This is a genomic window from Mesorhizobium sp. P2_D1, assembly GCF_056404455.1.
Genome location: NZ_JBFUDZ010000022.1, coordinates 31,126 through 55,886, shown reverse-complemented (window position 1 = coordinate 55,886; position 24,761 = coordinate 31,126). Strand labels below are relative to the sequence as shown.

The following is a 24,761-nucleotide window of genomic DNA, read 5'->3' as shown; positions in this document are numbered from 1 at the left end:
TGGTTTGGGCGGGATCGTGATTCGGGTCGATAGACCAACGCAAGAGTCAGTACCGGAAAAAACACCTCGCGATGCCGCACGGCCATCGCTTCTGACGCCGGTATCGTCGATGCGTACCTTCTGGGGCCTGATGCGGGCCTACTGGTTCTCGGACCGGTGGAAGGAAGCCTGGACCCTGACGCTGGTGATCGCGCTGCTCACGGCGCTGTCCAGCAAGGCCGGTGTCTGGTTCGCCGAAGCCTCCGGCGAGTTGGTCAACTCGATCGCCTTCTTCCACGACGCCGCCAACACCACGCCGCTTCGCACACTGCTGGTCAATGCCGGCATCCTCGTGCTGCTGGTGCTGCTCAAGGACGCCGGCTTTACCGGGATCCGCAACCTTGTCTCGGCGACCTTGCACCGCAAATGGCGCGGTTGGCTGGACAGTCGCTTCAACGAAGCATTGCTGGACAACAATCATACGCATTTTCATGCCCAGCATGCGTCGACCGGCAGCGGCGCACCGGCACCTGACAACATCGACCAGCGCGTCCAGGAATCCATCAAGGACATGACCGGCGGCGCCATCGGGCTCGCCATGGGCGTGCTGGGCGTCGCCACCTCGCTCTATTTCGTCGGCCAGAAGCTGCTCGAAAACTCCGTCGAGGTGAAGGGACTGGAGTTCCTCGGCAGCTATGGCAGCGCCGTCCTGGCCTTCCTGGCCGTCGCCACCTATGTGCCGCTGAACACCTGGATCGCGGTCAAGCTCGGCGGCTTGCTCGAGCGCCTCAACGTCAGGATGCAGCAGGCCGAAGGCAGCTATCGTGGCGAACTGACGACGTTCCTGCGCCGCAGCTTCCATGTCGCCGCGTCCCAGGGCGAAGGCGTGCAAAGGACCATGCATGGCCGGCTCTATGTCGACATTGACGGCACATGGACGCGGCTGAACATCGTCAACACCGTCTATATGTCGTTCGAACTGATCTACAATTTCATCGGCGCCCGCATCGTCGCCTACGGACCTGGCCTGGTGCCGTTCATCCACAACGGTCTCGATCTCAAGGGCTACATAACCGGCTCCGAGCTGGTCAATTCGCTGATCGGCCAATGTTCGTGGTTCATCCACGTCATGCCCGCCATCGCCACGCTGCGCGCCAACAGCCAGCGCGTGACCGAACTGGCCAATGCGATCGAGAATGTCCAGCATCCGCAGGAATTCTACAGCCAGACCGGCCGTTCCGACTTCCACTACGCCAGCCAGAACCCGGTTTTCGGCCTGACCATCCAGAAGCTCGAACTGGCGCATCAGGGCGAGGACGCAACCCCGTTCCTCAGCGCCGCCAATTTGCGCTTCCGGCGCGGCGAGTGGACGTTCCTGAAAGGCGAATCGGGTTGCGGCAAGACCTCGCTGATCAAGGCGATCAACGGCCTGTGGCCCTATGGCCATGGCACCATCGTCTTCCCCGAGGGCGTGAAGAGTTTCTATGCCGCCCAGGAGGTCAAGCTGCAGCAGGTGACGCTGAAACAGCTGGTCTGCCTGCCGGGCTCCGAGCACAATCATAGCGATGCGGATGTCGCGGCGGCGCTGTACAAGGCCGGCCTTGGCGACTTCATCTCGCATCTAGGCGACGCAAGCCGCGAAGGCAAAAGCTGGGACCAGGTTCTGTCGGGCGGCCAGAAACAGAAGCTGGTGGTGGCGCGCATCGTGCTGCAGCAGCCGGGGCTGCTGTTCCTCGACGAGGCGACCGGCGCGCTTGATCCGGAGGGCAAGATTGCCTTCCATCAGGCCATCAAGGACAACTGCCCCGATGTCACCGTCATCAGCGTCATGCACGAGGCGGTGGCGCCGAGATCGCTGACCGGCGCAGAATTCTACCACAGCATCGTGGCGATCGCCGACGGCGTCGCCACCAAGAAGCCCCTGGTTCCGACCCTGCCTGTCGAACTCACCACGATTCTTGTCCAGCCAAGGCCGGTCGAGGACAAGTGGCTGCGTTTTTCGCGCCGGCTGAAGCAGAAATGACGACGCGTGGATCTCGGCCGGCCGCGCCATGCGGCGGCCGCTGATCACAGTCTCGCGAGTGGTGCCATTCGGCACCGTTTTTCGTCCTCACCGCGATTGACTCGGCAAGGCGCGCACCTATGTTGCGCCGGCTTGCAGACAGTCAAACGCGAACCCGCAAGCGGAAAGGTCACAGCGCCATGCCTGGCGACAGTCACAGTCGAACGCAACAGCCGTCCGCCTAGACGTGACCTGAATGGTTCATGTCCTGCCGGACGGCAAGGAGTGAGCCATGAACGAATTTACCCCCGTAGCGAGCGACGAGGCCGTCGCGATCGCCCGTATCCTAGCCAACGATCACGTCGCCGACATTGTCGAGGCCCTGAACAGGGAGCCGCGAGAGAGCGCGACGGAACTGCTTTGCGAAGTCACGTTCGAGCGGCTGGTCGAGATCTTCGACCAGCCTGAACTCGACCGCGCGCCCGGACTCATGGAGGCGCTGCCGCGCGCCAAGGCGGGCAAGCTGCTCACCGCCATGTCGGAAGACCGCGCCGCCGACATCCTGCGCGAGCTGGACGAGCCGGCTCGTTCCGAGTTGCTCGGCGGGCTTGCGCCGCCGCTGCGCGCGACGCTGCTTGCCATTCTGGGCTACCCCGAAGGCAGCGCCGCATCGATCATGACGACGGAGTTCGTCAGCGTGCCTTCGGACTGGACCGTGGGCCGCACGCTCGACTACATCCGCAAGGTCGAGCGGACGCGCGAAACCGTCTACGCGATCTATATCGTCGATCCGCAAACGCACCTCCTGATGCGGTCGACCGGCCTGCGCCGGCTGATCACCGGGGAGCCGGAGGACTCGATCATGACGGTGGCGCCGGATCGCGCGCCGGTGACGGTCACCCCGCTGACCGATCGCGAAACCCTGGCGCAGACGATCTCGAAATACGACCTGCTCGCCGTCCCGGTCGTCGACCACGGCAAGATCCTCGGCATCGTCACCATCGACGACATCATCGACGCGATGATCGAGGAGACGACCGAGGACGTGCACCGCTTCGGCGGCATGGAGGCGCTCGACGAGCCGTACATGAAGATGAGCTTCCTCGCCATGATCAAGAAGCGGGGCGGCTGGCTGTGCGCCCTGTTCATCTCAGAGATGCTGACGGCCAACGCCATGCAGAGCTATGAGGGCGAGCTGGAAAAGGCGATCGTGCTGACGCTGTTCATCCCGCTGATCATGAGTTCGGGTGRCAATTCCGGCTCGCAGGCGACCTCGCTGGTCATCCGGGCGCTGGCGCTGCGCGAGATCGGGCTGCGCGACTGGTGGCGGGTGGCGCTGCGCGAACTGCCCACCGGCCTCGTGCTCGGCGCCATGCTCGGCGTGGTCGGCATCGGCCGCATCGCGCTCTGGCAATATATGGGCTTCTACGACTATGGGCCGCATTGGCCGCTGATCGCCACGACGGTCGGCGTGGCACTGGTCGGCATCGTCACCTTCGGCTCGCTGTCGGGGTCGATGCTGCCATTCGCCCTGAAACGCATCGGCTTCGATCCGGCCAGCGCATCGGCCCCGTTCGTCGCAACGCTGGTCGATGTCACCGGGCTGGTGATCTATTTCTCGGTGGCGCTGGTGATCCTGCGCGGCACGCTGCTTTAGCAGTTCTCAAATCTCCGCCGTGGCAAGACCCTTGCCGCGGTGGAGAGCTGAACCTCGGCATTTGCCAGGTCAATCCACCCGCTTGCCGTCCTTCACCCGATAGGTCGGCTTGTACATGGTGACGAGCTCTTCCGCGGCTGTCGGATGCACCGCCATCGTGCGGTCGAAATCATCCTTGGTCAGCCCGGCCTTCAGCGGAATGCCGAGAAGCTGCGCCATTTCGCCCGCATCCGGTCCCAGGATGTGCGCGCCGAGCACCCGCTTCGACGCGCCGTCGACCACCAGCTTGGTCAGCATCTTCTCGTCGCGGCCGGACAGCGTATGCCGCATCGGCCGGAATGTGGCGCGGTAGATCTCGATGTCGGGGAAGCGTTTGACCGCATCATCCTCCGACAGGCCGACCGTGCCGATTTCGGGTTGTGAAAAGACGGCGGTCGCAATCGTATCGTGGTCGGGCGCCGTCGGATTTCCCTTGAAGGCGGTTTCGATGAAACACATCGCCTCGTGGATCGCCACCGGCGTCAGCTGCACGCGGTTGGTGACGTCGCCGATCGCCCAGATGTTGTCGATGTTGGTGCGCGAGTATTTGTCGACGGCGATCGCACCGGTCTTGGTCATCTCCAGGCCGATGCCTTCCAGGCCCATATTCTCGGTGTTGGGGATGCGGCCGATGGCCAGCATCACCTGGTCGACGGTCAGCACCTTGCCGCCGGTGACGATTGCGTCGAGCCGGCCGTCCGGCCGCTTGCGGATCCATTCCGACACCGAATGACAGAGGATCTCTATCCCCTTCTTTTCCATTGTCTCGTGCAGCATGCGCCGCAGGTCCATGTCGAAGCGGCTGAGGATCTCCTTGCCGCGATAGACCAGCGTGGTGTCGACGCCGAGGCCGTGGAAGATGTTGGCGAACTCSACCGCGATATAGCCGCCGCCTTCGATCATGATCGCCTTGGGCAGCTGCTTGAGATCGAAAGCCTCGTTGGAGAAGATGCAATGCTCATGGCCGGGCAGCGCCGGATGCGGCGCCGGGCGGCCGCCGGTGGCGATCAGGATCTGGTCGGCGGTGACGGTGCGATCCTCGCCCAGAAGATGCACGACATGCGGATCGACGATCATGGCGCGCGAGTGAAAGGCCTCGCCGCCGGCGCCCTCGACATTCCTCTGGTAGATCGCCTCGAGCCGGCTGATCTCGCGATCCTTGTTGGCGACCAGCGTCTGCCAGTCGAAACTTGCCTCCGGCACCGTCCAGCCATAGCCGGCGGCGTCGGCGAAATGCTCGGGAAATTGCGAGGCATAGACATAGAGCTTTTTCGGCACGCAGCCCCTGATGACGCAGGTGCCGCCATAGCGATATTCCTCGGCGATGCCGACGCGCTTGCCGAGTGCGGCGGCGACTCGCGCCGCCCTCACCCCGCCCGAGCCGCCGCCGATGACGAAAAGATCGTAGTCGTAACCGGCCATCTGGCGGCTCCTCAAGCTTCAGAAATCCAGTGACAGGTAGGCCGCCAGGCAGCAAAAGAAAAGCCCGGACAAGCCGGGCTTCATCGATGGCCGCAAGGCCATTTGGAAACGCAAGATCAGTTCTGCGTGTCGTCTGCCGGAGCCGAACCGTCGGCGGGTGCGGCGCCATCCGCAGGCGCGGCTGCGTCCGCGGGTGCTGCGGCAGGGGCTGCCGGCGCCTTGGCCTTGGCTGCCGCGGCCAGCGTCTCGCCGACCTGCTGGGCGAGATCGCGCGCGAGGCCGTTCTGCCAGATGTCGGCTGCCTTGACCAGTTCGCGGGTCACGGTGGGGCCGCTATCCAGCAGCTTCTTGCCCGAATCGGAACTGTAGAAGGCGGCGATATCCGTCAGTTCCTTTTCGGAGAACACTTTTGCGTAGGCGAGCGCGGCTTCCTTCTCGAGGTCGGCGCGGCGCGAGGCCAGCGCCAGCGCCTTCTCGTTGATGGTCTTGCCGATCAGCTCCTGCATGTCCGGGTTCTTCTGGATGAGCTGCGATTCGAGCGCGGCTGCCGCCTGCGGCAGGATGTTGTCGAACGGGTCGGTCGCGTGGATCGCCGCGACCGCCGCGCGGGCGGCCTTCAGGTGCGAGTCCGTGACTTCTTGCGAAAACGCCGGCGAAGAGAGGGCGAAAACGGCCGTAGCCGCCAGAACGGCGCAAAGGCTGCGAACCCGGTTATGCAACATCATGATCGGTAGAACTCCCTGGTTTTCGGGCGGCATGGACAGTTTGGATACCGTCGCCGCCGGCGATGATGGCCGCTGACGCCAGCCCGATGAAAAGACCATGCTCGACCACGCCCGGAATGGCGTGGAGAGCATTCGAAAGCGCTCTTGTATCCGGAATGCGGCCAAAAGATGCATCGAGGATAAAATGGCCGCCGTCTGTAACAAAAGCCTGGCCCCCCGTCATCCTCAATATAACCGGACCGGAAAGGCCGAGCTTTTCAGCCGCCGCGCCGATCGCGATTTCGGTTGCGCGCAGGCCGAACTGGTTGACTTCGATAGGCAGTGGAAAACGGCCAAGCGTCTCGACCATCTTCGACTGGTCGGCAATGACGATCATGCGCTGGGAAGCGGCGGCAACGATCTTCTCGCGCAGCAGCGCGCCGCCGCCGCCCTTGATCAGGGTCAGTTCCGGGTCGACCTCGTCAGCGCCATCGACGGTGAGGTCGAGCTGCGGCGTTTCCTCCAGCGTCGACAGCGGCACGCCAAGCTCGCGGCAGAGCGACGCGGTGCGCTCCGAAGTCGGCACGCCGATGATCGTCATGCCGGTGGCGCCCTTCTCGGCAAGCAGCCGCACGAACTCTTCGGCGGTGGTGCCGGTACCGATGCCGAGCCGCATGCCGTCGCTCACATAGGCGAGCGCTGCCCGCGCGGCTTCGACCTTCAACTGTCTTGCATCCATGCCGCTTGCTGCCCCGGAAATTCGCTGCTGGGCTCCTAGCATTTTTGCCGGTCGGGTCAAAGCCTTTGGCAGCGGCGTACGCCCTGGCGACGAGCAGCATGGATGTTCTGGCAACGCACGGTCAGGGGCAATGCGTCAGGGATCTCCGATAGGAATTTTTTCTTGACCTGGTGATGGCAGCTATGCTACATATTTGTGCATGGTGCTGATTTGCGCCAACGACCCGCCGCCATGGCGGGTTTTTCATGTCCGGTGGCAAGCCGCGAAATACCCGGTCCCGCGGGGCTTGCTTGCCAGAACGACCCGCCCCGCTTGCCCCACGCCGCTTGCCTTGATGCGCCGCAGCCGCTATCGCCTGCCACTTGCATGAACTTGGCCCAGGACTGACCATGAATCGCCCGATCATCGTGTTCGACCTCGACGGTACGCTGGTCGATACAGCGCCGGACCTGCTCGACAGCCTGAACCACAGCCTTGCCGCCAGCCACATCGCGGCGGTCGATGAGGCCGGCTTCAGGCGCTTTGTCGGTCACGGCGGCCGCGTGATGATCGAACGGGCCCATGCCGCCCAGCAGCGATCGCTTGATGTCGAGGAGCACGACCGGCTGCTGAAACTCTTCCTCGACCACTACACCCTCAACATCCCCGGCAAATCGCGCCCCTACCCCGGCGTCGTCGAGGCGATCGCGCGCTTCGAGAACGCCGGCTATCTCCTGGCCGTCTGCACCAACAAGTACGAAGCCAACTCGCTGGCGCTGATCGAGGCGCTCGGCCTGACGAAGCATTTCGCCGCAATCGCCGGGCAGGACACGTTCGCGTTCCGCAAGCCCGACCCGCGTCATCTCATCGAAACCATCAAACTGGCTGGCGGCGACCCGGATCGCGCGCTGATGGTCGGCGATTCGCAAACCGACATCGACACCGCCAAGGCCGCCGGCATTCCAGTGGTGGCGGTCGATTTCGGCTACACCGACCGCCATGTGCGCGAATTCGAACCCTCGGCGGTGATCTCGCATTTCGACGCCCTGACGCTCGACCTGGCGCAAAGGCTGATCGCCGCCGCGGGGAACTGACCGGAAAGCAGCCGGCGTCACGTCGGAGACGGGTCCACAGGACAACAATCCGATCCTTGTCGGAACGCCTGACACCGCCTTGACTTCCCGCACCCGCCTCCCTTATATCGCGGCTCGCTTGGCCTTCGGGCAACGAGCGGGCGATTAGCTCAGCGGGAGAGCACACCCTTCACACGGGTGGGGTCGCAGGTTCAATCCCTGCATCGCCCACCAAAATCCCTAGGAAAGTCAGCAGCTTACTAGCGTGTTGGCCAAAATCGTCGATCTAGGCCTTTTTCGTTTCGCCACTAAGTCGCCACCAATTCGACGATTGTTTTCGACACCGGCGTCGGGAACTGAGCAGCTGGCTTCGCCTCTTTCACGGTGGTATTCCGTCCCGAAGGCCCGAAATGCTCCGCTCGTTGGTAGGCTCCAACCTGTAATCGATTCCTTGATTGCCAGCCGTTTGCTTCTGTGCGCCAGGAGCGAGGCTCCGCAAGGCGTAGTCTTAGGTAGCGCCTCAACGTCCGCCCATCTCTGTGCTACATTGCAATTCAGCACGCTCAGGAAGTGTGTGCCGAACACGGGCTGGAGCCGGAACTACCGCCGCACTTTCGTCACTGGATTGAGCTGCGAGGAGGATCAAGCATGTCTGACCGCGCCGCCGTAGGCCCTCTGCAACTGGGCGAACGTGCGCCCAATTTCGTACTCGACGCAATTACTCGCGAGGGCAAGATAGCTATCGACGATTTCCGCGGCGAGAAGCCAGTGCTGGTTGGGCTGTATCGAGGTCTGCATTGTCCGTTTTGCAGGCGTCATATCGCGACGGTTTCGCTGCTCACACCAGCCCTTAACGCAAAGGGCATCGAAAGCCTCACGGTGGTGAACACGCCCATCGAGCGGGCGCGCCTTTATCTCCGGTACCATCCGATGGTTGGTTTGCTTGCTGCATCCGATCCGGAGCGCGTTTCACACCGCGCCTTTGGATTGCCCAACATGCAAATAGTAACTGAGGGCGAGAGCGCATTGCCGGACAAGGTCTCGATGAGCGATGTGAAGGCGATGCGGCTCAACGTGCCGGGCGAAATGCCTGAGCCGATGGATCCGTTTGCCACGCTCGAATATCTGAACAAGAAAGACAATTACGATATCACTGAAGCGGACCAGCAAATGATGGCAACCGGCGTGGGCCAGCTCACCGGCCAGTTCCTGCTCGACCGCAACGGCGTCGTTCGCTGGACGTTCTCCGAAGTTTTCGATGGCGGCTTGGGCGCCCACCCGAACTCTGAGGCGATGATGTCGGTCGCGTCGCATATTGGTCAGTAGCGGCGCAGTGCGCTGAGCGGGTGCACGGATAGCAGGTGTTTTGCAAACGTCAGTTCGAGCCGGGGTCGCCACGCTTTTGGCAGTCGCTTTTACGACGGGCTGAGTGCGGTGGGAATTCCAGTATGAGCGACCAACCACGCGCCAGCGCGGAAAGACAATGGCGTCGAGCCGCGATCAGCGCTTCATCGAGTGCAGGATGGCCTGCATGTGCTCTTCCAGGTCGAGTTCGCCCCGAGCCTCAGCGGTCAACAGGTACTCGGCCTTAGCCCGGCGGTCGCCTCGGCTGATCGCAGGATAGGAGCAGATGGCCAGCAATGCGTCCTGTTCAATCCGGTCTGCTCTCTTGCGTTCGTGGCTGCTACTGCCCGCTTGATGAACAACCTTGTAAAGCCCGGCATAGGTGGCTTCATGGGCTCCGATCAGCGCCCGCAATTCGGGTGAGGCGCCTTCCCCTTCAGCAAGTGTCGGTTCAACGACCGAGGCCACGGCGGCGAACGCGAGAAGTGTACGGCGGGTGACTTCGGGCATGCCTCATATCCCTGCTGTCTGATCATGCGGGCACACTATAGCACCGGCGCAACGGTTCGGAGAGATGCTCTGGGACGCGACCATACTGTCTGCTGACAAAATGTTTTCGCTCCCGCAGATCGCCCTCCCGGGGCTGGCCGGTTGAGGGCCCTGAAAAACCGAAAGCGCAGCGCGTTGAGCCCACAAGCCACCCCTCACCCCGCCTGCCGATTAACCCGGGGGCGACAACATCGCCCGCCGGGTGCCTTCGCGCTGTCAACCGCACCCTAGCGGCACGTGTGGCCTTAAGTCGCAATAACTGGCTTCCGAAAGCAGGGCCTTGGGCTTCATTGATGCTGTGACCAACACCATATGGTGATCCACAGCCCTCCAAAACGAGAGAAGCTCGCCCTGACGCGGTCGCACTGCGGCCGTCAGCCGGCAATGGCTATCAACTAGGAACCTGAAAATCATGCCTGAAAATACCAGACCAACTTCGAGAGACGTCCCCCTCATCCAGCTAGGCGTCTATCAGTGCCGCTTCCCGGTGAGCGAAGACGCGTCAGTACCCGGCGGTTACCGTTTTTGTGCTGGGCCAACTTCGCCGGATCGCGTCTATTGCGATCACCACCATAGCATCGTGACCGCCGTCGACCCTCGTCGAACCCGTTCTGGTCTCCAACCCGCCCAACGACGCGCCGCGTAAGTTAAGCGGGCGGCCTCCCCCGACCGCGAGCGCGACGAGGGGAGAGTTTCAGCAGAATTTCAGAAATCTTCCGGTACGCGACCGTTCCTTGGCGTCATTGTTCTAAAGAACGAACCGGATGAGGTCGAACATGTCGCTGAATGAGAACATGCGCCAAGCCGCCCGGCAGGAACTGCTGGAATTTGCGTCCAGCGTCATGGTTGGGTCCCCTTGTGCGCCCATGCCTGGAACAATGTTCGAAATGCTGGAGATCATCGCCGTGGAGAGGCGGATGACTTCCAGCCAAGGTGAAGACAGGTCAAATTCCTCTGATCCCTTGACGTCCGAGCCGATTGGGACCCCAATCAGGCTGCGTTTGGTCGAGCTGGTCAGATCGGCATTCAATGTCGCAAGGAAACGGTGGGCCCATACTGGCACTTGGCAGTTGCGAGCTTGATATTGCCCGCGGGCTGCTTGTGCGCGATGGAAAACCTGTTGCTCTGCGCTGCAAGGCGTTTGATCTGTTAACTTATCTCAGCCGGAATGTCGGGCGTGTCGCGACCAAGTCCGAACTGATGTCAGCGGTATGGCCCGATGTCTTCGTGACCGAGGACTCACTGACGCAGGCGGTCAGGGAGTTGCGAAAGGCGCTGCAGGACGAAAGCCAAACCATTATCCGCACGGTTGCCAAACGCGGCTACGTCCTCTCTCTTCCCGATACGCCAAGACAAGAGCGCTCTGGACAGCCGAGCGTTGCGGTACTGCGCTTCAGCAACGAAGGTGCGCCGGACGACTCCCCTTTGGTCGACGGTTTCGCCGAGGACATTGTCAATGCGTTGGCTCGCTTCGGAACGGTCGTTGTGCTGGCGCGCAATTCCGGATTTRCATTTGTCTCGGATTCCGCTTCCGATTGGCGTGCCGTTGGCGACAGCCTCGGCGCAACCTATCTGGTCCGCGGCAGGGCGACGACCCGCGCTGACGGCATGCGGGTCACCGTCAGTCTCATGACTGCTTCGACGGGTGAAGTCCTCTGGAGCGATACGTTTTCTGCTTCTGGCGGCCAGATCTTCGACATGCAGGAAGAAATCGCCAGCCGTGTGGTGAACCGGCTGGTCGCTCGGCTTGACGACGCGGGTATCAAGCAGGCAACCCCGAAGCCTCCCGGTAGCCTGGCCGCATATGAGCTTGTCCTGCGTGGACTGGCCCGGCTGCGCGGTTATGGCGATGACGACAATCAGGCCGCGCGCGACCTCTTTCAGGCTGCGGTCGACAAGGACCCGACCTATGCTTTGGCGCATTCCTACACCGCGCTCGCCGATCTCATTATCGGTGGCTATGCCGAGGCATCCCCGGCGTTGCTTGCTTCATTGATCGACCGTGCGGAGTGTGCGGTGACGCTTGCACCGGAAGAGCCACGTTGCCATCGCGTGCTTGCCCAGGCTTTGATCTCTGCCCGTCGGTTCGAAGCGGCCGAACATCACCTTCAACGCGCGTTCGACCTCAATCCATATGACGCCGATACGATTGCGCAAATGGGGTATTTGCTCACGATGAGAGGCAGGCCGCTTGAAGCACTCGCGGCGATTGACAGTGCGATACGGATCAACCCGATCCATCCTGATTGGTACCACTATGATCGCGCCATCGCCCAATACTCGGCTGGAGACTACAAGGCCGCGCTTGTCAGCATGTCCAAGGTCCCACCGAGGACCCCCTGGCGACTGGCAAGGCTGGCGGGGTGTCACGCTCAACTCGGCGAACTGAAGGAAGCTCAGCGCATTATGGCAGAGGTCAAGCGGATAGCGCCTGATTACTCGCCACTTGAGTTTGCGCAAACCGGAATCGCCTTCGAACACGCGAGTGATGCTGAACACCTCATTGCCGGCGTCGCCAAGGCACTCGCAGCCTATGAGGACCAAGGCTAGGGCCGCCTCCGGTCCGACGTGGATCCATCGATGCCGTGGCAACTGCTGGGCTACCCAAGCGCGCCTGCTTTCCTCAACATCGCAATCCAATGCAATAGAGCTAACAACTGCAGTCCGCCCCTTCGCCGCCAAAATTCTTCTGGGCGAAATTCAGGGCGCTGCTGTAGCTCGTATCGCTCTGGAATTGACAGACGTCGGAGCCGTTCCGCACCTTCATCTGTTCGAGATCCCAGAACGAAACCTCGATGCGGTCGTCGGCGCAATAGACCGTGTAGCGTTCAGATTCCAGCGCTTGGGCTTTCTGCACGGGCATGGAGACAGTGCAAGCAAGACCATGTGACGCGTGCACATGTAGACCCCCAATGAACCGCCAACATCATTTGGCCATGAATACTGAAGCGGCGCATCGTGGTTTTTTTGGCACACGGGCTTTTCTTCCGAAACCTGCAATCGGTGAACTCAATCGTCACGCACTTCAGTTGCGGAACAAACCGGCATGGCAGCGAGTTTCCGTCCGACGAAACCTTGAGGGAAAGCCATGTCCAGATTTCTGCTGGCGACAAGCGTCGCCGTTCTTCTCGCCGGCGGACCGGCCTTTGCCGCGGACGAGCCCCTGTTGCCGCCGCCCAACGCCAAGAAACTGTCGGAGATCCTCGCCAAGGTCGAGAAGCGCGACGGCTTTCGCTATGTCAAGGAAGTCGACTTGGACAGCGGCGCCTACGTCGTCACCTACTACACATCCGACAAGGCCAAGGTCGAAATCACCTATGATCCCGTGACCGCCGAGCCAAAATAGAGTGCGTCGGCACGCGCCTTGAATTTAGTTCTATTGGCCTTTCCTGGCGCTGGCGCCGCCCCTCACCTGCCTGCCGGCATCCCCTCCCCGTATAGTGACGGGGAGAGGGGCGCTCTCATCGCCGATTTCGCCAATCACCAGCGTCGCCAGAATGGCGCTGAGGTTGCGGCCAGCCCCTTCTCCCCGTCACTATACGGGGAGAAGTGCCCGGCAGGGCGATGAGGGGCGGCGCCGATTTCGGCGATGGTCTCCGCCATAAGTCGAACTGTCATTGGCCTGAAGCGATTGCCCTGGCCTCGCCCAAAATTGTCCATTCTTGAGGTATGACATGCATGCCAGGGCGTGGGCCGCGCCTTGGGCAATCGTGGCTTGGGGGCAATCATGCGATCTTCCGTTCTAACCCGTCGTCTGGCCGTGCTGGCCATCATTCTGGCCGGCGGCATCCTTGGGGCCGCTCCGGCGCGGGCCGATGGGCCATCCTTCGACTGCGCCAAGGCAAGCCTGCCGGCGGAAAAGGCGATCTGCGCCGATCCGCAGCTGTCGGCAATCGACCTGTTGGTCTCCAAGGCGTTCAAGGATTTCGAGCCAGCGTTCGGCGGYGACAAGCGCAGGATCGCCCGAGGGCTGATTGCCGACCGCAATGCCTGCAAGAGCGACACCGCCTGCATCGTCAGCGCGCTGAACAACGCGCTGCAAACCTATGGCGCCGCGCCGCAATGGGTGCAGGATTACAACATCGCGCTGGTCGGCAAGAAGGCGCTGGAAGCCGCGGCGCGAAACCCGAAAGAGACCGATCAGCCGCTGCCCTCGGCAATCGGCCAATGCGCCTCCACCCATATCAAGACGCTGACCACGCGGCTTGGCGACGATCCGTTGGAAACGGCCAGCCCGGATGGTGGCAGTGCCGCGACATTCACCAATGACGGCGGCGCCGTCTCATATGATCGCGACCCTGGCCTGGCCGCCTCGAAGGTCGGCGACGCGGCCGTCATGTGCCTGATCTCGATTCCCAGGGACTGCCCCAAGCACGATGAGCGCGGCCGCGTCTACTACGGCATCGATCTCGCCACCAAGGGGTCATGGACGCTGCCGGACTCGGAGCATATGTGCGGCGGCGCCTGAATTGCCGCTTCGTGTTCAGCGCGGCGCTGCCCCTCACCTGCCTGCCGGCATCCTCTCCCCGTATAGTGACGGGGAGAGGGGCGCTCTCATCGCCGGTTTCGCCCATCACCAGCGTTGCAAGACGAGCGCCGTCGTTGCGGTCAGCCCCTTCCTCCCCGTCGCTATACGGGGAGTTGAGGAGTGGTCCGCGTAGCGGACGAAAAAGCCAATTGCTTGGCTTTTCGAACGACGAACGCCCGGCAGGGCGATGAGGGGCGGCGCCGACTTCGGCAATTGGTGGTCTCCACCGCAAGTCGAGCTTGTCATTGGTCTGGAGCGACCACCTGCACGATCCTGCCTCCCCTTGCGTCAGTCTCGCTTTGATGGCTGACTGCGGCCCATAGGCGCCGCATGGGGGATGGGCATGGCGACGGCGAAGCACGTGCTGAAGCGCATACTGATGATGTTGGCCGGCTACCTCGTATCGGTGCTCGTCGGCTTGATCGCTGTCGTGGCGATCTACGCCGCGCTCAGTTCCCTACCCAACGCGCCCGCCTATTTCGACGTCATGGGCGTCTCGCCGATCGCGGTCCTTGTGGTTCCGCCGCTCGGCATGTTCGTCTATTTCCTGACGATTGTCGTGACCGCACTGCAGACGCTCATCTTCGCACTGATTGCCGAACTCTTCTCGTTGCGCAATTTCCTGCTGCACATGGTTTTCGGCGCCGCGGCCGCCGCCGGCGGTTTCTTTCTGATCTGGCCAAGTTCAGCGGAAGACATGGACCCCGAGCGCTGGGCCGACATCGGCATCATCGCCGCTGCCGGCCTTGTCGCCGGATTGGTCTACTGGCTGATCGCCGGACGCGACGCGGGTTTCCGGCGCCCCCTGTTTGAGCTCGGCTGAAACTGTTTCAGCCGACACGCTCTAGAAGCCGAAAACGGCCGTTGCTCAACTCGACGGCGAGCGCACCGCCTCGGTGGCGTCCAACGCCTGCTTCAGCCGCGTGTCGCGATCGTAGACGTCGCCGAAATATTCGACCTTGCCGGACATATCCGGCCAGGCGGTGAAATAGGCGACATAGACCGGGATCTTGCGCGTTACATCCTCGGTCGAATGTCCGTGCTTCAGCTTCTCGGCGATATCGTCGACCGAGATGCCGAGCACGGCGGCCGCCATGCCGCGCGGATCCTGCAGGCGCACGCAGCCATGGCTGAGCGCGCGCATGTCCTGCTGGAAGAACGATTTCTGCGGTGTGTCGTGCATGTAGATCGCGTGCTTGTTGGGGAACAGGATCTTCAGTTCGCCCAACGCATTGGCCTCGCTCGGCTGCTGGCGCACGCTGTAGGGAATGTTGGCGCCATACGCGCCCCAGTCGACCGCCGACGAAGGGATGCGCTTGCCGCGCGAATCGGTGACCTCGTAGCCGGCCCGGTCGAGATAGCCGGGATCGCTGCGCAGCCGGGGCAGCATCTCGTTGACGATGATCGACTGCGGCACGCCCCAATAGGGATGGAAGTCGACCTGCTTGATCTGGTTGTAGAAGAAGGCGGTCTGGTTGGTGGTCCGGCCGACAACGACACGCGTCTTCAGCTTTTCCTCGCCATTGTCGATGTAGCTCGCGGTGAAGGCCGGCTGGTTGATGAAGACACGCGGGCTGCCGAGATCGGAAGGCAGCCAGCGCAGTTCCTCCAGCGCCACCTCAACCTTCAGCAACCTGTCGGCCTTGGACGTTCCGGCCAGCGTCGCGACGGTGCGCGGTCCGATGACGCCGTCGCCCTTCATGCCGGCTTTCTTCTGCACGGCTTCGATCACCGGAACCAGTTCCGGGACATAGACGTCGCTGGTGRCCAGCCTCGCCAGGGTCTCGCCATAGGCGCCACCCATCTCGTCATCGAGATTGCGGGCGATCAGGGTCAGCAGCTTCGGCAGTTCGGGACTGGTTTCGCCCGGCTTCAGCAACAGCTTGGGGTCGACGACGATCTCGTTCTCGGCGCTGGCCTGCAGGGCTTCCAGTTCGACGCGCAACGCCTGGTATTCCGCATTCTGAGGATGCCGAGATTCGAGATAGGTGCGCACCTCCTGTGTATGCGCCAGCGTTTTCAGCACGCCTTGCAAGTCGAGCGGCTTGGCCGGGAAATCATAGTAGCCGGTCATGCGGTTGGGCTCGACGCGGCCGTTCTGGGCATCGTGGGCATAGCGCAGCACGCGGGCCGACAGCGCCATCTCGAAGCGGACGAGCTCTTTCAGCTGTGCATTGGCATCGGCCGGCGAGGCGCTGGCGGCAGGCACGTTGACCGTGTAGTCGGCCGGTTCAAGGCCGTAGCTCGCGGCCTCGCCCAGCACCCGCACCGCATCCTGCGCGCGGCTGTTGAGGCCCGTGCCGGTGACCCAGATGAAATCCGGATTGGCCGAGTAGTAGGCGATCAGCGCCTTGGCGATATCGGGCTCGGCATAGAGTTCGTAGTCGCTCAAGCCGGCAATCGCGTCGTGGAACGCAGCCCCCGTGGCTGAAGGCACGAAAGCGGCATCCTGCGGGGCCGCCGGCATTGGCGCCGCGGCCAGCGCCGAAAAGTCGATGCGCACCAGCCGATCGGCCTTGTAGGTGTAGTAGGACGGGCTGCTGATTTTTACGCCGCCACCCGGCACTTTCGGCTTGTGCTTGGGCGGCGCGGGTGGAAACTCACCTTGCGGCTCGTGCCTGACGCCACCTCCGAAAAGCATGTCGAAGAGCCCTTGCGCGCCTGCCTGTGGCACACCGAAGGCCAGCGTTGCCGAGATCGCCACCAGCGGCATCACGGTTGCTTTGTTTCGGAGGAATTTCATGAATCACCCGCCCGGTTGTACCCGGTTCCCGTTCCGCACCGTTAAGACGATCTCGCTCACCGCATGGCGGATGTAAGGCGCGACTATACTGATTCATACTGATTTCGTTAAGCTTCCATAAATTTTGGAAGGCTTGTTGCAGAACGGTTTCACAACATCGTGACGGCCGAAGCGGGGTGTCTCCGCTTCGGCCGAGGGAAATCCTCCGGGGATCAGGCGTTGGCGCCACCGTCGATGGTCAACGCCGCGCCGGTGACGAATCGGCCTTCCGGTCCGGCGAGCCAAGCGACCATGCCGGCAATGTCCTCGGCTTTGCCAAAGCGCGGCGTTGCCATCTTCTGGCGCTGGTGTTCGGCGTGCGGGCCATCGGCCGGATTCATGTCGGTGTCGGTCGAACCGGGGTGGACGACATTGGCGGTGATACCGCGCGGGCCGAGGTCGCGCGCCAAGGCCTTGGTCAGGCCGACGAGCGCCGCCTTGCTGGCCGAATAGGCGCCAAGACTGGTGTCGGTCACCCGCTCGGCAAGATTGCTGCCGATAGAGATGATCCTGCCGCCCTCGCCCATATGCACTGCCGCCGCCTTCGAGGCGATGAACGGGGCCCTGAGATTGACCGACATGGTCTCGTCGAAATCGGCGAGGGACAGGGTATCGATGGGTGCGGCACGCCAGATGCCGGCGCTGTTGACCAGGATGTCGAGCCGGCCGAATACGGCCACGGCGTCATCGACGGCCTTGTCTATGGCCACCGCATCGCGGTTGTCGGCCTTGATGGCGATGGCGCGGCCGCCCTTGGCCTCTATCTCGGCAACGACCGAGCGGGCCTGCTCCTCGCCATGCACATAGGTCAGCGCGACGCTGGCGCCCTCGGCGGCAAGCCGTCGTGCGATCGCCGCACCGATGCCGCGACTGCCGCCGGTGACGAGCGCGGCCTTGCCGTTCAAGCTGTTGGATGACATTTGTTTCTCCTTTTTGTAATGATCGATACATAAATATCTGTCAGCCTTGCCGGGCCGCGTCAACTGAATTATGTATCGATCAACACAGAAAAGAGCGTCATGTCGGAACGAGGCCGCCCCCGCACCTTCGATCGAACCGCAGCCCTGCACCGCGCAATGGAGGTTTTTTGGGCTCGTGGTTACGAAGGCGCATCGATGAGTGAGCTGACCGCCGCCATGGGCATCAACTCGCCCAGCCTCTACGCCGCCTTCGGCAGCAAGGAGGCGCTGTTCCTCGAGGCGACCGATTTCTATTCGCGCACCGAGGGTGCCGACATCTGGCTGGCGCTCGAGGAAGCGCCGACCGCGCGTCAGGCGATCGAACAATTTCTGTGCCTGACGGCGAAAGCCTACGCGCAGACCGATCGCCCGCAGGGCTGCCTGATAACGCTCGGCGCTTTGCACCAGGACTCCAGCCGCGGCGCGATCTGCGACGATCTGCGCCGTCGTCGCGCCGAGAATCACGCCGCCCTGCGCACACGTCTCGAACGCGGCGTTGCCGAAGGCGAACTGCCTGCGAGCTTCGACTGCAGCGCTGCCGCCACTTTCTACGCTACAGTCCAGCACGGCATGTCGATCCAGGCTCGCGACGGCGCCTCGCATTCGGCGCTTCTGGCAACCGTGGCCGGCGCGATGGCGGCGTGGCAGACGATGGCCAGCACGGACAGAGCGTGACAAACGCCGGCCATTGTGCTGCAAATCCAGACAGCCAGCCGGTCGGGAGGACAAGCCTGTGAAAAAAGGGTATCGCGAACTGCTGGATGAGGCGAATGCCGAGATCGAGGTGGTGTCGCCGGAGGAAGCGGCCGGGTTGCTTGACGATGAAGACACCATCTTCGTCGACCTGCGCGATCCGCGCGAGGTCGAACGCGACGGCAGGATTCCCGGCGCCAAGCATGTCACCCGCGGCATGCTGGAATTCTGGATCGACCCCGAAAGCCCCTACCACAAGCCGTTCTTCGCTTCGGGGAAGAGCTTCGTCTTCTTCTGCGCCGGCGGCTGGCGCTCGGCGCTGGCCACCAAGACGGCGCAGGACATGGGACTATCGCCGGTCAAGCACATCCTTGGCGGCTACACCGCCTGGAAGGCGGCCGGACTGCCGGTCGAGCCCGGCGGGAAGAGGAAATAGCCTCGATGGCCGTTCAGTGCAGCAGCGACGGCTCGCGATGCTCGCCGACGAAACCGACCGCGCGTCCGACCACGCCCTTGTCGGCAAGGATGCGGCGGTGGCCGAGGCCGTCAGCCCAGTAGAGCCGCACATGGCCGCCGGCGCCGGCATAACGTGTTGCATGGTCGGCCGGAACTTCACGGTCGTCCGGTGCGTGGATGACCAGGGTCGGCACCGGCGCATCGGCGAGCTGGCGGTCGCCGGTGAATTCGTGCAGTGGCCGGCCGGAAAGATGTTCGACACGGTCCGCCATGGCGGCCTGCGAGCGCGGGCCGACATTCAGCATGCGGCTGAAGTCGGCAAAGATCGCAGGCAGGGAACTGGGCGCTGCGATCAGCACCAGGCGTCCGGCCGCCAGCGGTGGGATGTTCTTGACCGAACCGGCGAGAGCGTTGGCTGCGACGGCGCCACCGAAGGAATGGCCGACAACAGCCACGAAAGGGCCGAACCATTGGCCGGCGACCCGCACCGCATCCACGGCATTGACCATGTTCAGCCGTCGGCCCTGCGACTGGCCGTGGCCAGGCAGGTCAAGCGAAACCACCCTGTAGCCGGCCGCGCGATAGCCTTCGATCAGCGCACGCATATATTCGGTGCGAGAACGCCAGCCATGCACGACAAGCACCGTGCCGGCGGCCGCCCTGCCCGGCTCCGGCCGAAATTCGTGCACCATGACGCAGCCGGTCGCGGTCTTCAGCCGATGATGGCGTGCCTCGGTCATGAACGCAGCCGCTCGGTCGACGGCGCGGCGCTCGCCATCGCTGAGCGCCTTCACATTCGGCGTGCGGCAGAACAGTTCGAAAGCCGCGCGTCCGGTCAGGCGTGGCGCAATACGCTCGGCCGCACCAAACACCCGCCGGATGACCTTCAGCCCGATTGATGCCATAGTGAGAATCCATCCATACGTTCAAGCATGAACATAATAGTTCAAAGATGAACAATAAACAAGAGTTACCTTGGGACAACCCGCGTTTTCGCAACTGGGTCGCGGTGGCGCGCGCCTGCCATGTGCTTGAACGCACGCTGGCGACGAAACTGGCGCCGCTCGACCTGAAGCCGGCGCAGCTCGACGTGCTGATGAACCTCTATCGCCACCCCGGCATGTCGCAGCACGACCTTGCCCGCAAGCTGCTCGTCGGCCGCTCCAACATCACAATGCTCCTGCCGCAGCTGGAGGCGCGTGGCCTGCTGCGCCGCGAAGGCGACGAGAAGGACAAGCGCATCCTGCGGCTTGCACTGACCGAAGCCGGCGAGGCGCTGCTGATGCAGGCGCTGAAAGTGCACATGGCGCTGATCGAGAAGGCGATGAGCCAGTCGACACCGGAACAATGCGACATGATCGGCGAGCAGATGCGCAAGATCTATGATGTGCTGAAAGACGCCTAGAGCCGGATGATTTCAGGTCGGATCGACCTGAAATCTGAATCCGCCTCTAAATCAAAGAGATAGAGCATGATGTCGTCCGAAAACCGCTTCACACTTTTCGGCATCATGCTCTAGCCCTTTCAGCCCCGAAACCTACCACATCGTCTTCTTCGCCCGCTCCGGCCATTCCTTGTCGTAGGTCTCGCCGTCGATGTTCCTGCGGCTGGTGATTTCCAGGATCTGTCCGGGCGTCGGCAGCGACTTCGGGTCGACATGCCTCGCCGGGTTCCACAGCTCGGAGCGGACAATGGCGCGGGCGCATTGGAAGTAGACCGTATCGATATCGACGACAGTGACCGAGCGCGCCGCCTTGCCGTCCACGGTGAACGACGCGCACAGCGCTGTATCCGTCGTGATATGGGCCCGGCCGTTGATGCGCAGCGTCGTGCCGGAGCCCGGCACGAGAAACAAAAGACCGACGCGCGGGTCGCGGATGATGTTTTTCAGCGAATCGGCGCGGTTGTTGCCGCGACGGTCCGGCATCATCAGCGTTTTCGGATCAACGATGCGCACGAAGCCGGCGAGATCGCCGCGCGGCGAACAGTCCAGGCCCTCTGGTCCGCTGGTTGCCAGCGCGACGAACGGCGAGGCCTCGATGAAGGCTGCGTATTCCGGAATGACGTGATCGAGTTCCTTGACCAACGAAGCCTCGCCTGGAACGCCATAGAGCGCCTCGAGCTGCTCGACCGTGGTGATGACCGACATCTTCCTCGTCTCCAAACCTTTGCCGGCGCTACCCCACATCGATGACGTTTTGACGACAGCGACGGCCTAGCGGTCTCGGCTCAAGCCCTTTTCAGCAAGCTCGGCGAGATAGGCATTCCAGCGCTCGTCCTTTTCGTGGCCGAGCGTGTGCAGGTAATTCCAGGTGAAGATGCCGGTGTCGTGGAAATCATCGAAGGTGATGCGCACCGCGTAGTTGCCGACCGGCTCGATCTTCAGGATCGCCACGTTGCGCTTGCCGGGGACCGTCACCCGCTGATCCGGCGAATGGCCCTGCACTTCGGCCGATGGGGAAGCGACACGCAACAGCTCCGCCGGCAGTTCGAACGGCCGATGATCGGGAAAGGTGACCGACAGCAGTTTGCGGTCCTTCGAGACCCGGAGTTCCCTGGGTGCGGTCATGATGTTCGATCCCGTGGCAATCCACCCTTCCCTACGCTGCTTCGCCGGAAGGGAAAAGGCCGTTTGAGGTGAGCCGACACGCGATGTCGGCCAGGGAATGTTACCAAAGATCGAGAAGCGGTATCTTGAATGGCAGGCCGGATCGTATCACATAGCGATATATAACGATGCCGCTCACGGCCACGGGAATTGCTTGAAGCATGGACATGATCGATCCTTTTGGGCGCACCATCAGCTATCTCAGGGTGTCGGTCACCGACCGCTGCGACTTCCGCTGCACCTATTGCATGGCCGAGGACATGGCCTTCCTGCCGAAGAAGGACCTGCTGTCGCTGGAAGAACTCGACCGGCTGTGCACGGTGTTCATCGAAAAAGGCGTCAGGAAATTGCGCCTAACCGGCGGCGAGCCGCTGGTTCGCAAGAACATCATGCACCTCGTGCGCCAGCTGTCGCGGCATCTCAAAAGCGGCGCGCTGGAAGAATTGACGCTGACCACCAACGGCTCGCAGCTGTCGCGCTTCGCCGCCGAGCTCGCCGATTGCGGCGTCAAGCGCATCAACGTCTCGCTCGACACGCTCGATGCCGACAAGTTCCACAAGATCACCCGCTGGGGCCATCTCGACAAGGTCATGCAAGGCATTGATGCAGCACTTGCGGCCGGGCTGAAGGTCAAGCTCAACGCGGTGGCGCTGCGCGATTTCAACGACGCCGAACTGCCCGACATGATGCGTTGGGCGCATGGCCGCGGCATGGACCTGACGGTCATCGAAACCATGCCGATGGGCGAGATCGATGCCGACCGCACCGACCAGTACCTGCCGCTGTCGCTGCTGCGCGCGTCGTTGGAACGCCAGTTCACGCTGGCCGACATTCCCTTCAAGACCGGCGGCCCGGCCCGCTACGTGCATGTCGCCGAGACCGGCGGACGGCTCGGCTTCATCACGCCGATGACGCATAACTTCTGCGAAAGCTGCAACCGCGTCCGGCTGACCTGCACCGGCACGCTCTATATGTGCCTCGGCCAGGAGGATGCCGCCGACCTGCGCGCGCCCTTGCGCGCGTCCGAAGGCAATGAGCTGGTCGCCGAGGCCATCGACGAAGCGATCGGCCGCAAGCCGAAGGGCCATGACTTCATCATCGACCGCCGGACCAGCCGCCCCTCCGTTTCGCGGCACATGAGCGTCACCGGCGGCTGATCTTTGCGCGAAATTCATGCAGGATCGCCTCCGGGTCATTGGCTTCGAGGCGGGATATGCTGAGTCGTTCCTCATTTCTGGCGGTTATCGCAACAATTGCAGCGACAAACGCCATTGCCGCGCCATTCACTTACACCAATGAGCGCTTCGGCACCGTCTGCACCTTTCCCGACGACATCTTCACCGACCGCCAGCCCGAGCCGGACAATGGCGACGGACAGGAATGGCTGAGTGCCGACGGCGCCAGCCTGATCTGCTCGGGCATCCTCAACATCGACAACGACACGCCCAAGGGGTTCGTCGCGGCTGAGAAAGCCAGTAATGAACCCGGCTACAAGGTCACCTACAGCAAGGCCGGCAAGGACTGGGTGGTGCTGTCGGGCTTGAAGGATGGAAAGATCTTTTACGAGCGACGCCTGTTCGGCCGGGATGGCGTCATCCGAACGGTCTGGATCGATTACCCGCCGGCCCTGAAATCGAAATACGATCCGCTGGTCGGCGCCATCGCCGGCAGCCTCAAAGGACCATGAGCATTTTCGGCCACACCGTGGACAAATCTCCGCACGCGAATGTTCGCCTGATTTACCGGTGGCGTTTTCCCGCTTAGCCTCCGTCTCGTAGCGGTCTTTCGCTCCGGGGGAATACACCATGCGCAAACTTCTTCTTTCGTTCGCATTGCTCGGCCTCGCCACCTTGCCCGCTGCGGCCCAGTCGATCGGCGGCACGTATACCGTCGCCGGCACCAATTTCGACGGCTCTGCCTATGGTGGCGAAGCCACCATCACGCTGACCAGTGGGACAACCTGCGCGATCCATTGGGAGACGGGCGGCTCGTCCTCGGACGGTATCTGCATGCGCAACGACGACGCCTTCTCGGCCGGCTATGTGATGGGCAAGGACATCGGCCTTGTCGTCTACAAGGTCGAGGATGACGGGTCGCTACACGGCCTGTGGACGATCGCCGGCAAGGAAGGCAACGGCACCGAAATTCTGACGCCGAAGAAATAAGGTCCGCCACCATGGCAGGCTCTGTTCTGGGCACCGGACAATCCTGTGGCCCAGCCCTTTGCTGTTGCTGTTTCATGCCCGACTGCTACAGGCTTCATGCAAAGCAGAGCCGGTAGCCATCTTGCCCCTTTCTCCAAACCTTCGCGGCGCGTTGTTCATGGTTGTGGCGATGGCCGGCTTCACCCTCAACGACGCCATCACCAAATACTCGTCGCAATCGATGAACATGGCGCAAGTCATGCTGATCAGGGGAGCATTTGCGACCCTGTTCGTCGGCTCGCTTGCCTGGCAGCGCGGTGCCCTTGTCCGGCTGCGCTCGATGCTCGACCCAATGGTGGCGCTGCGCGTCCTCGGCGAAGCCGGCGGCACGGTGACGTTCCTGATCGCGCTCGCCCATTTGCCTATCGCCAGCGTCTCGGCGGTCCTCCAGGCGTTGCCGCTGGCGGTGACGATGGGCGCGGCACTGGTCTTCAACGAGGGCGTCGGTTGGCGGCGCTGGCTGGCCATCGCCATCGGATTTGCCGGCGTGCTGGTCATAGTGCGGCCAGGTTTCGAGGGGTTCAGCGTCTACTCGCTGGTGGCGCTGGCCTGTGTTGCCTGTTGTGCGGTACGCGATCTTGCCACCAAGCGGATTCCCAAGGCCATTCCGACGCTGCTGGTGTCGACCGCCACCGCGTTTGCCATGACGATTCTGGGAGCCGCGTTGCTTTCACCGATGGGGGGCTGGACGCCGATGACGGGAAACAGCACAGCCTTGTTGGCGCTCGCCGCGGTGCTGGTGCTCATCGGCTACCAGTTCATCATCATGGCGATGCGGGCGGGCGACATCTCCTTCATCGCGCCGTTCCGCTACACGGCCCTGATCTGGTCGATCCTGCTTGGCCTGTTCGTCTTCGCCGACATTCCTGACCTGCCGATGATCGTCGGCGCCACGATCATCATCGGCTCCGGCCTCTATGCGCTCTACCGCGAGCGGGTCGTCGGCCGGCGCAAGATCGTCGCCGAAAGCACCGGGCCAAGCATGGTCCCGGATGGAATCTAGCCGGCTCTTGTGATTTCCGACGGCTGGCGTACAGGCTCGGT

General features: G+C 62.7%; 26 protein-coding genes, 1 tRNA gene and 1 pseudogene. 17 read left to right on the top strand and 11 right to left on the bottom strand.

Annotated elements, in window-relative coordinates; translation table 11 throughout:
- Nucleotides 1-109 precede the first annotated feature (109 nt).
- A complete protein-coding gene (locus AC1D0I_RS17505) occupies nucleotides 110-2,002 on the top strand; it encodes an ABC transporter ATP-binding protein/permease (protein WP_477396646.1) in 1,893 nt (630 codons plus the stop codon).
- A 271-nt stretch (nucleotides 2,003-2,273) separates the two neighbouring features.
- Nucleotides 2,274-3,638, top strand: coding sequence for a magnesium transporter (mgtE, locus tag AC1D0I_RS17500; protein ID WP_477396644.1), 1,365 nt, complete (start codon nucleotides 2,274-2,276; stop codon nucleotides 3,636-3,638).
- Nucleotides 3,639-3,707: 69 nt separating this feature from the next.
- On the opposite strand, the gene gor is transcribed toward mgtE, so the two are convergent.
- The 3 genes from gor to rpiA form a co-directional block, all read right to left on the bottom strand.
- A complete protein-coding gene (gene gor, locus AC1D0I_RS17495; RefSeq protein ID WP_477396643.1) occupies nucleotides 3,708-5,099 on the bottom strand; it encodes a glutathione-disulfide reductase in 1,392 nt (463 codons plus the stop codon).
- Nucleotides 5,100-5,215: 116 nt separating this feature from the next.
- Nucleotides 5,216-5,824, bottom strand: a complete 609-nt coding sequence (locus AC1D0I_RS17490) for a DUF2059 domain-containing protein (RefSeq protein WP_095091556.1) — start codon at nucleotides 5,822-5,824, stop codon at nucleotides 5,216-5,218.
- Nucleotides 5,811-6,542, bottom strand: a complete 732-nt coding sequence (gene rpiA, locus AC1D0I_RS17485) for a ribose-5-phosphate isomerase RpiA (protein ID WP_477396641.1) — start codon at nucleotides 6,540-6,542, stop codon at nucleotides 5,811-5,813. The genes AC1D0I_RS17490 and rpiA overlap by 14 nt, the downstream gene beginning before the upstream one ends.
- Nucleotides 6,543-6,931: 389 nt before the next feature.
- Between rpiA and AC1D0I_RS17480 the strand changes: the two genes are divergently transcribed.
- The 3 genes from AC1D0I_RS17480 to AC1D0I_RS17470 all read left to right on the top strand — a co-directional run bounded on the left by AC1D0I_RS17480 (nucleotide 6,932) and on the right by AC1D0I_RS17470 (nucleotide 8,920).
- A complete protein-coding gene (locus AC1D0I_RS17480; protein ID WP_477396639.1) occupies nucleotides 6,932-7,615 on the top strand; it encodes a phosphoglycolate phosphatase in 684 nt (227 codons plus the stop codon).
- A gap of 138 nt (nucleotides 7,616-7,753) precedes the next feature.
- Nucleotides 7,754-7,828: transfer RNA gene (locus tag AC1D0I_RS17475), tRNA-Val, on the top strand.
- A 414-nt stretch (nucleotides 7,829-8,242) separates the two neighbouring features.
- Nucleotides 8,243-8,920: a peroxiredoxin-like family protein gene (locus AC1D0I_RS17470; protein ID WP_095091553.1), complete on the top strand. Its 678-nt coding sequence runs from the start codon at nucleotides 8,243-8,245 to the stop codon at nucleotides 8,918-8,920.
- Between the two features lie 174 nt (nucleotides 8,921-9,094).
- Here AC1D0I_RS17470 and AC1D0I_RS17465 read toward each other — a convergent pair whose 3' ends face one another.
- On the bottom strand, nucleotides 9,095-9,448 hold the full coding sequence (locus tag AC1D0I_RS17465) for a hypothetical protein (RefSeq protein ID WP_095091552.1): 354 nt from the start codon (nucleotides 9,446-9,448) through the stop codon (nucleotides 9,095-9,097).
- 433 nt (nucleotides 9,449-9,881) lie between these two features.
- Here AC1D0I_RS17465 and AC1D0I_RS17460 point away from each other — a divergent pair.
- A pseudogene (locus AC1D0I_RS17460) lies at nucleotides 9,882-10,133 on the top strand (GcrA family cell cycle regulator); the annotation flags it as partial.
- A gap of 102 nt (nucleotides 10,134-10,235) precedes the next feature.
- Here AC1D0I_RS17460 and AC1D0I_RS17455 read toward each other — a convergent pair.
- Nucleotides 10,236-10,517 carry a hypothetical protein gene (locus AC1D0I_RS17455; protein WP_095091550.1) on the bottom strand — a complete coding sequence of 94 codons (282 nt, stop codon included), beginning with the start codon at nucleotides 10,515-10,517 and terminating at the stop codon, nucleotides 10,236-10,238.
- Between AC1D0I_RS17455 and AC1D0I_RS17450 the strand changes: the two genes are divergently transcribed.
- Complete coding sequence (locus AC1D0I_RS17450) at nucleotides 10,517-12,037, top strand: winged helix-turn-helix domain-containing protein (RefSeq protein ID WP_477396637.1); 1,521 nt, start codon at nucleotides 10,517-10,519, stop codon at nucleotides 12,035-12,037. The genes AC1D0I_RS17455 and AC1D0I_RS17450 overlap by 1 nt on opposite strands.
- A 100-nt stretch (nucleotides 12,038-12,137) precedes the next feature.
- Here the strand turns inward: AC1D0I_RS17450 and AC1D0I_RS17445 are convergent, their stop codons facing one another.
- Entirely contained in the window at nucleotides 12,138-12,350 is a 213-nt protein-coding gene (locus AC1D0I_RS17445; RefSeq protein WP_477396636.1) for a hypothetical protein, read from the bottom strand.
- Nucleotides 12,351-12,575: 225 nt separating this feature from the next.
- Here AC1D0I_RS17445 and AC1D0I_RS17440 point away from each other — a divergent pair, with 225 nt between their 5' ends.
- From AC1D0I_RS17440 to AC1D0I_RS17430, 3 genes are all read left to right on the top strand, one after another.
- Nucleotides 12,576-12,833, top strand: a complete 258-nt coding sequence (locus AC1D0I_RS17440; protein WP_477396634.1) for a PepSY domain-containing protein — start codon at nucleotides 12,576-12,578, stop codon at nucleotides 12,831-12,833.
- A 381-nt stretch (nucleotides 12,834-13,214) separates the two neighbouring features.
- Nucleotides 13,215-13,955 (top strand): lysozyme inhibitor LprI family protein, encoded by a 741-nt coding sequence (locus AC1D0I_RS17435; RefSeq protein ID WP_477396632.1) that lies wholly within the window; start codon nucleotides 13,215-13,217, stop codon nucleotides 13,953-13,955.
- 397 nt (nucleotides 13,956-14,352) lie between these two features.
- Complete coding sequence (locus AC1D0I_RS17430) at nucleotides 14,353-14,838, top strand: hypothetical protein (protein ID WP_477396630.1); 486 nt, start codon at nucleotides 14,353-14,355, stop codon at nucleotides 14,836-14,838.
- Nucleotides 14,839-14,883: 45 nt separating this feature from the next.
- On the opposite strand, the gene AC1D0I_RS17425 is transcribed toward AC1D0I_RS17430, so the two are convergent.
- Together AC1D0I_RS17425 and AC1D0I_RS17420 are read right to left on the bottom strand one after the other, a co-directional pair.
- Nucleotides 14,884-16,758 carry a L,D-transpeptidase family protein gene (locus tag AC1D0I_RS17425; RefSeq protein WP_477396628.1) on the bottom strand — a complete coding sequence of 625 codons (1,875 nt, stop codon included), beginning with the start codon at nucleotides 16,756-16,758 and terminating at the stop codon, nucleotides 14,884-14,886.
- A 212-nt stretch (nucleotides 16,759-16,970) separates the two neighbouring features.
- A complete protein-coding gene (locus tag AC1D0I_RS17420) occupies nucleotides 16,971-17,717 on the bottom strand; it encodes a 3-oxoacyl-ACP reductase family protein (RefSeq protein WP_477396627.1) in 747 nt (248 codons plus the stop codon).
- Nucleotides 17,718-17,816: 99 nt separating this feature from the next.
- Between AC1D0I_RS17420 and AC1D0I_RS17415 the strand changes: the two genes are divergently transcribed.
- On the top strand, nucleotides 17,817-18,431 hold the full coding sequence (locus AC1D0I_RS17415; RefSeq protein WP_477396625.1) for a TetR/AcrR family transcriptional regulator: 615 nt from the start codon (nucleotides 17,817-17,819) through the stop codon (nucleotides 18,429-18,431).
- Nucleotides 18,432-18,489: 58 nt separating this feature from the next.
- The gene (locus tag AC1D0I_RS17410; RefSeq protein ID WP_477396623.1) at nucleotides 18,490-18,885 is read left to right on the top strand and encodes a rhodanese-like domain-containing protein; all 396 of its coding nucleotides are present in this window, start codon (nucleotides 18,490-18,492) and stop codon (nucleotides 18,883-18,885) included.
- 13 nt (nucleotides 18,886-18,898) lie between these two features.
- Here AC1D0I_RS17410 and AC1D0I_RS17405 read toward each other — a convergent pair whose 3' ends face one another.
- Nucleotides 18,899-19,810 carry an alpha/beta hydrolase gene (locus tag AC1D0I_RS17405; protein ID WP_095091541.1) on the bottom strand — a complete coding sequence of 304 codons (912 nt, stop codon included), beginning with the start codon at nucleotides 19,808-19,810 and terminating at the stop codon, nucleotides 18,899-18,901.
- A 47-nt stretch (nucleotides 19,811-19,857) separates the two neighbouring features.
- Here AC1D0I_RS17405 and AC1D0I_RS17400 point away from each other — a divergent pair, with 47 nt between their 5' ends.
- Nucleotides 19,858-20,310, top strand: coding sequence for a MarR family winged helix-turn-helix transcriptional regulator (locus AC1D0I_RS17400; RefSeq protein WP_378916515.1), 453 nt, complete (start codon nucleotides 19,858-19,860; stop codon nucleotides 20,308-20,310).
- 132 nt (nucleotides 20,311-20,442) lie between these two features.
- On the opposite strand, the gene AC1D0I_RS17395 is transcribed toward AC1D0I_RS17400, so the two are convergent.
- Together AC1D0I_RS17395 and AC1D0I_RS17390 are read right to left on the bottom strand one after the other, a co-directional pair.
- Entirely contained in the window at nucleotides 20,443-21,054 is a 612-nt protein-coding gene (locus tag AC1D0I_RS17395) for a pyridoxamine 5'-phosphate oxidase family protein (protein WP_095091539.1), read from the bottom strand.
- A gap of 66 nt (nucleotides 21,055-21,120) precedes the next feature.
- Nucleotides 21,121-21,474 carry a gamma-butyrobetaine hydroxylase family protein gene (locus tag AC1D0I_RS17390; protein ID WP_095091538.1) on the bottom strand — a complete coding sequence of 118 codons (354 nt, stop codon included), beginning with the start codon at nucleotides 21,472-21,474 and terminating at the stop codon, nucleotides 21,121-21,123.
- A 200-nt stretch (nucleotides 21,475-21,674) separates the two neighbouring features.
- On the opposite strand from AC1D0I_RS17390, the gene moaA reads away from it, so the two are divergent.
- The 4 genes from moaA to AC1D0I_RS17370 all read left to right on the top strand — a co-directional run bounded on the left by moaA (nucleotide 21,675) and on the right by AC1D0I_RS17370 (nucleotide 24,720).
- Nucleotides 21,675-22,670 carry a GTP 3',8-cyclase MoaA gene (gene moaA / locus AC1D0I_RS17385; RefSeq protein ID WP_477396621.1) on the top strand — a complete coding sequence of 332 codons (996 nt, stop codon included), beginning with the start codon at nucleotides 21,675-21,677 and terminating at the stop codon, nucleotides 22,668-22,670.
- 56 nt (nucleotides 22,671-22,726) lie between these two features.
- Complete coding sequence (locus AC1D0I_RS17380) at nucleotides 22,727-23,200, top strand: hypothetical protein (protein ID WP_477396619.1); 474 nt, start codon at nucleotides 22,727-22,729, stop codon at nucleotides 23,198-23,200.
- Between the two features lie 118 nt (nucleotides 23,201-23,318).
- The gene (locus AC1D0I_RS17375) at nucleotides 23,319-23,678 is read left to right on the top strand and encodes a hypothetical protein (protein WP_095091535.1); all 360 of its coding nucleotides are present in this window, start codon (nucleotides 23,319-23,321) and stop codon (nucleotides 23,676-23,678) included.
- Between the two features lie 121 nt (nucleotides 23,679-23,799).
- A complete protein-coding gene (locus AC1D0I_RS17370; protein ID WP_477304079.1) occupies nucleotides 23,800-24,720 on the top strand; it encodes a DMT family transporter in 921 nt (306 codons plus the stop codon).
- Nucleotides 24,721-24,761: the final 41 nt, after the last annotated feature.

Bases quoted from the DNA above. Each gene is read 5' to 3' on its own strand.
- AC1D0I_RS17505 (WP_477396646.1), top strand. From the start codon at position 110: ATGCGTACCTTCTGGGGCCTGATGCGGGCCTACTGGTTCTCGGACCGG.
- AC1D0I_RS17490 (WP_095091556.1), bottom strand. From the start codon at position 5,824: ATGATGTTGCATAACCGGGTTCGCAGCCTTTGCGCCGTTCTGGCGGCT.
- rpiA (WP_477396641.1), bottom strand. From the start codon at position 6,542: ATGGATGCAAGACAGTTGAAGGTCGAAGCCGCGCGGGCAGCGCTCGCC.
- AC1D0I_RS17480 (WP_477396639.1), top strand. From the start codon at position 6,932: ATGAATCGCCCGATCATCGTGTTCGACCTCGACGGTACGCTGGTCGAT.
- AC1D0I_RS17470 (WP_095091553.1), top strand. From the start codon at position 8,243: ATGTCTGACCGCGCCGCCGTAGGCCCTCTGCAACTGGGCGAACGTGCG.
- AC1D0I_RS17465 (WP_095091552.1), bottom strand. From the start codon at position 9,448: ATGCCCGAAGTCACCCGCCGTACACTTCTCGCGTTCGCCGCCGTGGCC.
- AC1D0I_RS17445 (WP_477396636.1), bottom strand. From the start codon at position 12,350: ATGCCCGTGCAGAAAGCCCAAGCGCTGGAATCTGAACGCTACACGGTC.
- AC1D0I_RS17440 (WP_477396634.1), top strand. From the start codon at position 12,576: ATGTCCAGATTTCTGCTGGCGACAAGCGTCGCCGTTCTTCTCGCCGGC.
- AC1D0I_RS17430 (WP_477396630.1), top strand. From the start codon at position 14,353: ATGGGCATGGCGACGGCGAAGCACGTGCTGAAGCGCATACTGATGATG.
- AC1D0I_RS17420 (WP_477396627.1), bottom strand. From the start codon at position 17,717: ATGTCATCCAACAGCTTGAACGGCAAGGCCGCGCTCGTCACCGGCGGC.
- AC1D0I_RS17415 (WP_477396625.1), top strand. From the start codon at position 17,817: ATGTCGGAACGAGGCCGCCCCCGCACCTTCGATCGAACCGCAGCCCTG.
- AC1D0I_RS17405 (WP_095091541.1), bottom strand. From the start codon at position 19,810: ATGGCATCAATCGGGCTGAAGGTCATCCGGCGGGTGTTTGGTGCGGCC.
- AC1D0I_RS17400 (WP_378916515.1), top strand. From the start codon at position 19,858: ATGAACAATAAACAAGAGTTACCTTGGGACAACCCGCGTTTTCGCAAC.
- AC1D0I_RS17395 (WP_095091539.1), bottom strand. From the start codon at position 21,054: ATGTCGGTCATCACCACGGTCGAGCAGCTCGAGGCGCTCTATGGCGTT.
- AC1D0I_RS17390 (WP_095091538.1), bottom strand. From the start codon at position 21,474: ATGACCGCACCCAGGGAACTCCGGGTCTCGAAGGACCGCAAACTGCTG.
- moaA (WP_477396621.1), top strand. From the start codon at position 21,675: ATGGACATGATCGATCCTTTTGGGCGCACCATCAGCTATCTCAGGGTG.
- AC1D0I_RS17380 (WP_477396619.1), top strand. From the start codon at position 22,727: ATGCTGAGTCGTTCCTCATTTCTGGCGGTTATCGCAACAATTGCAGCG.
- AC1D0I_RS17375 (WP_095091535.1), top strand. From the start codon at position 23,319: ATGCGCAAACTTCTTCTTTCGTTCGCATTGCTCGGCCTCGCCACCTTG.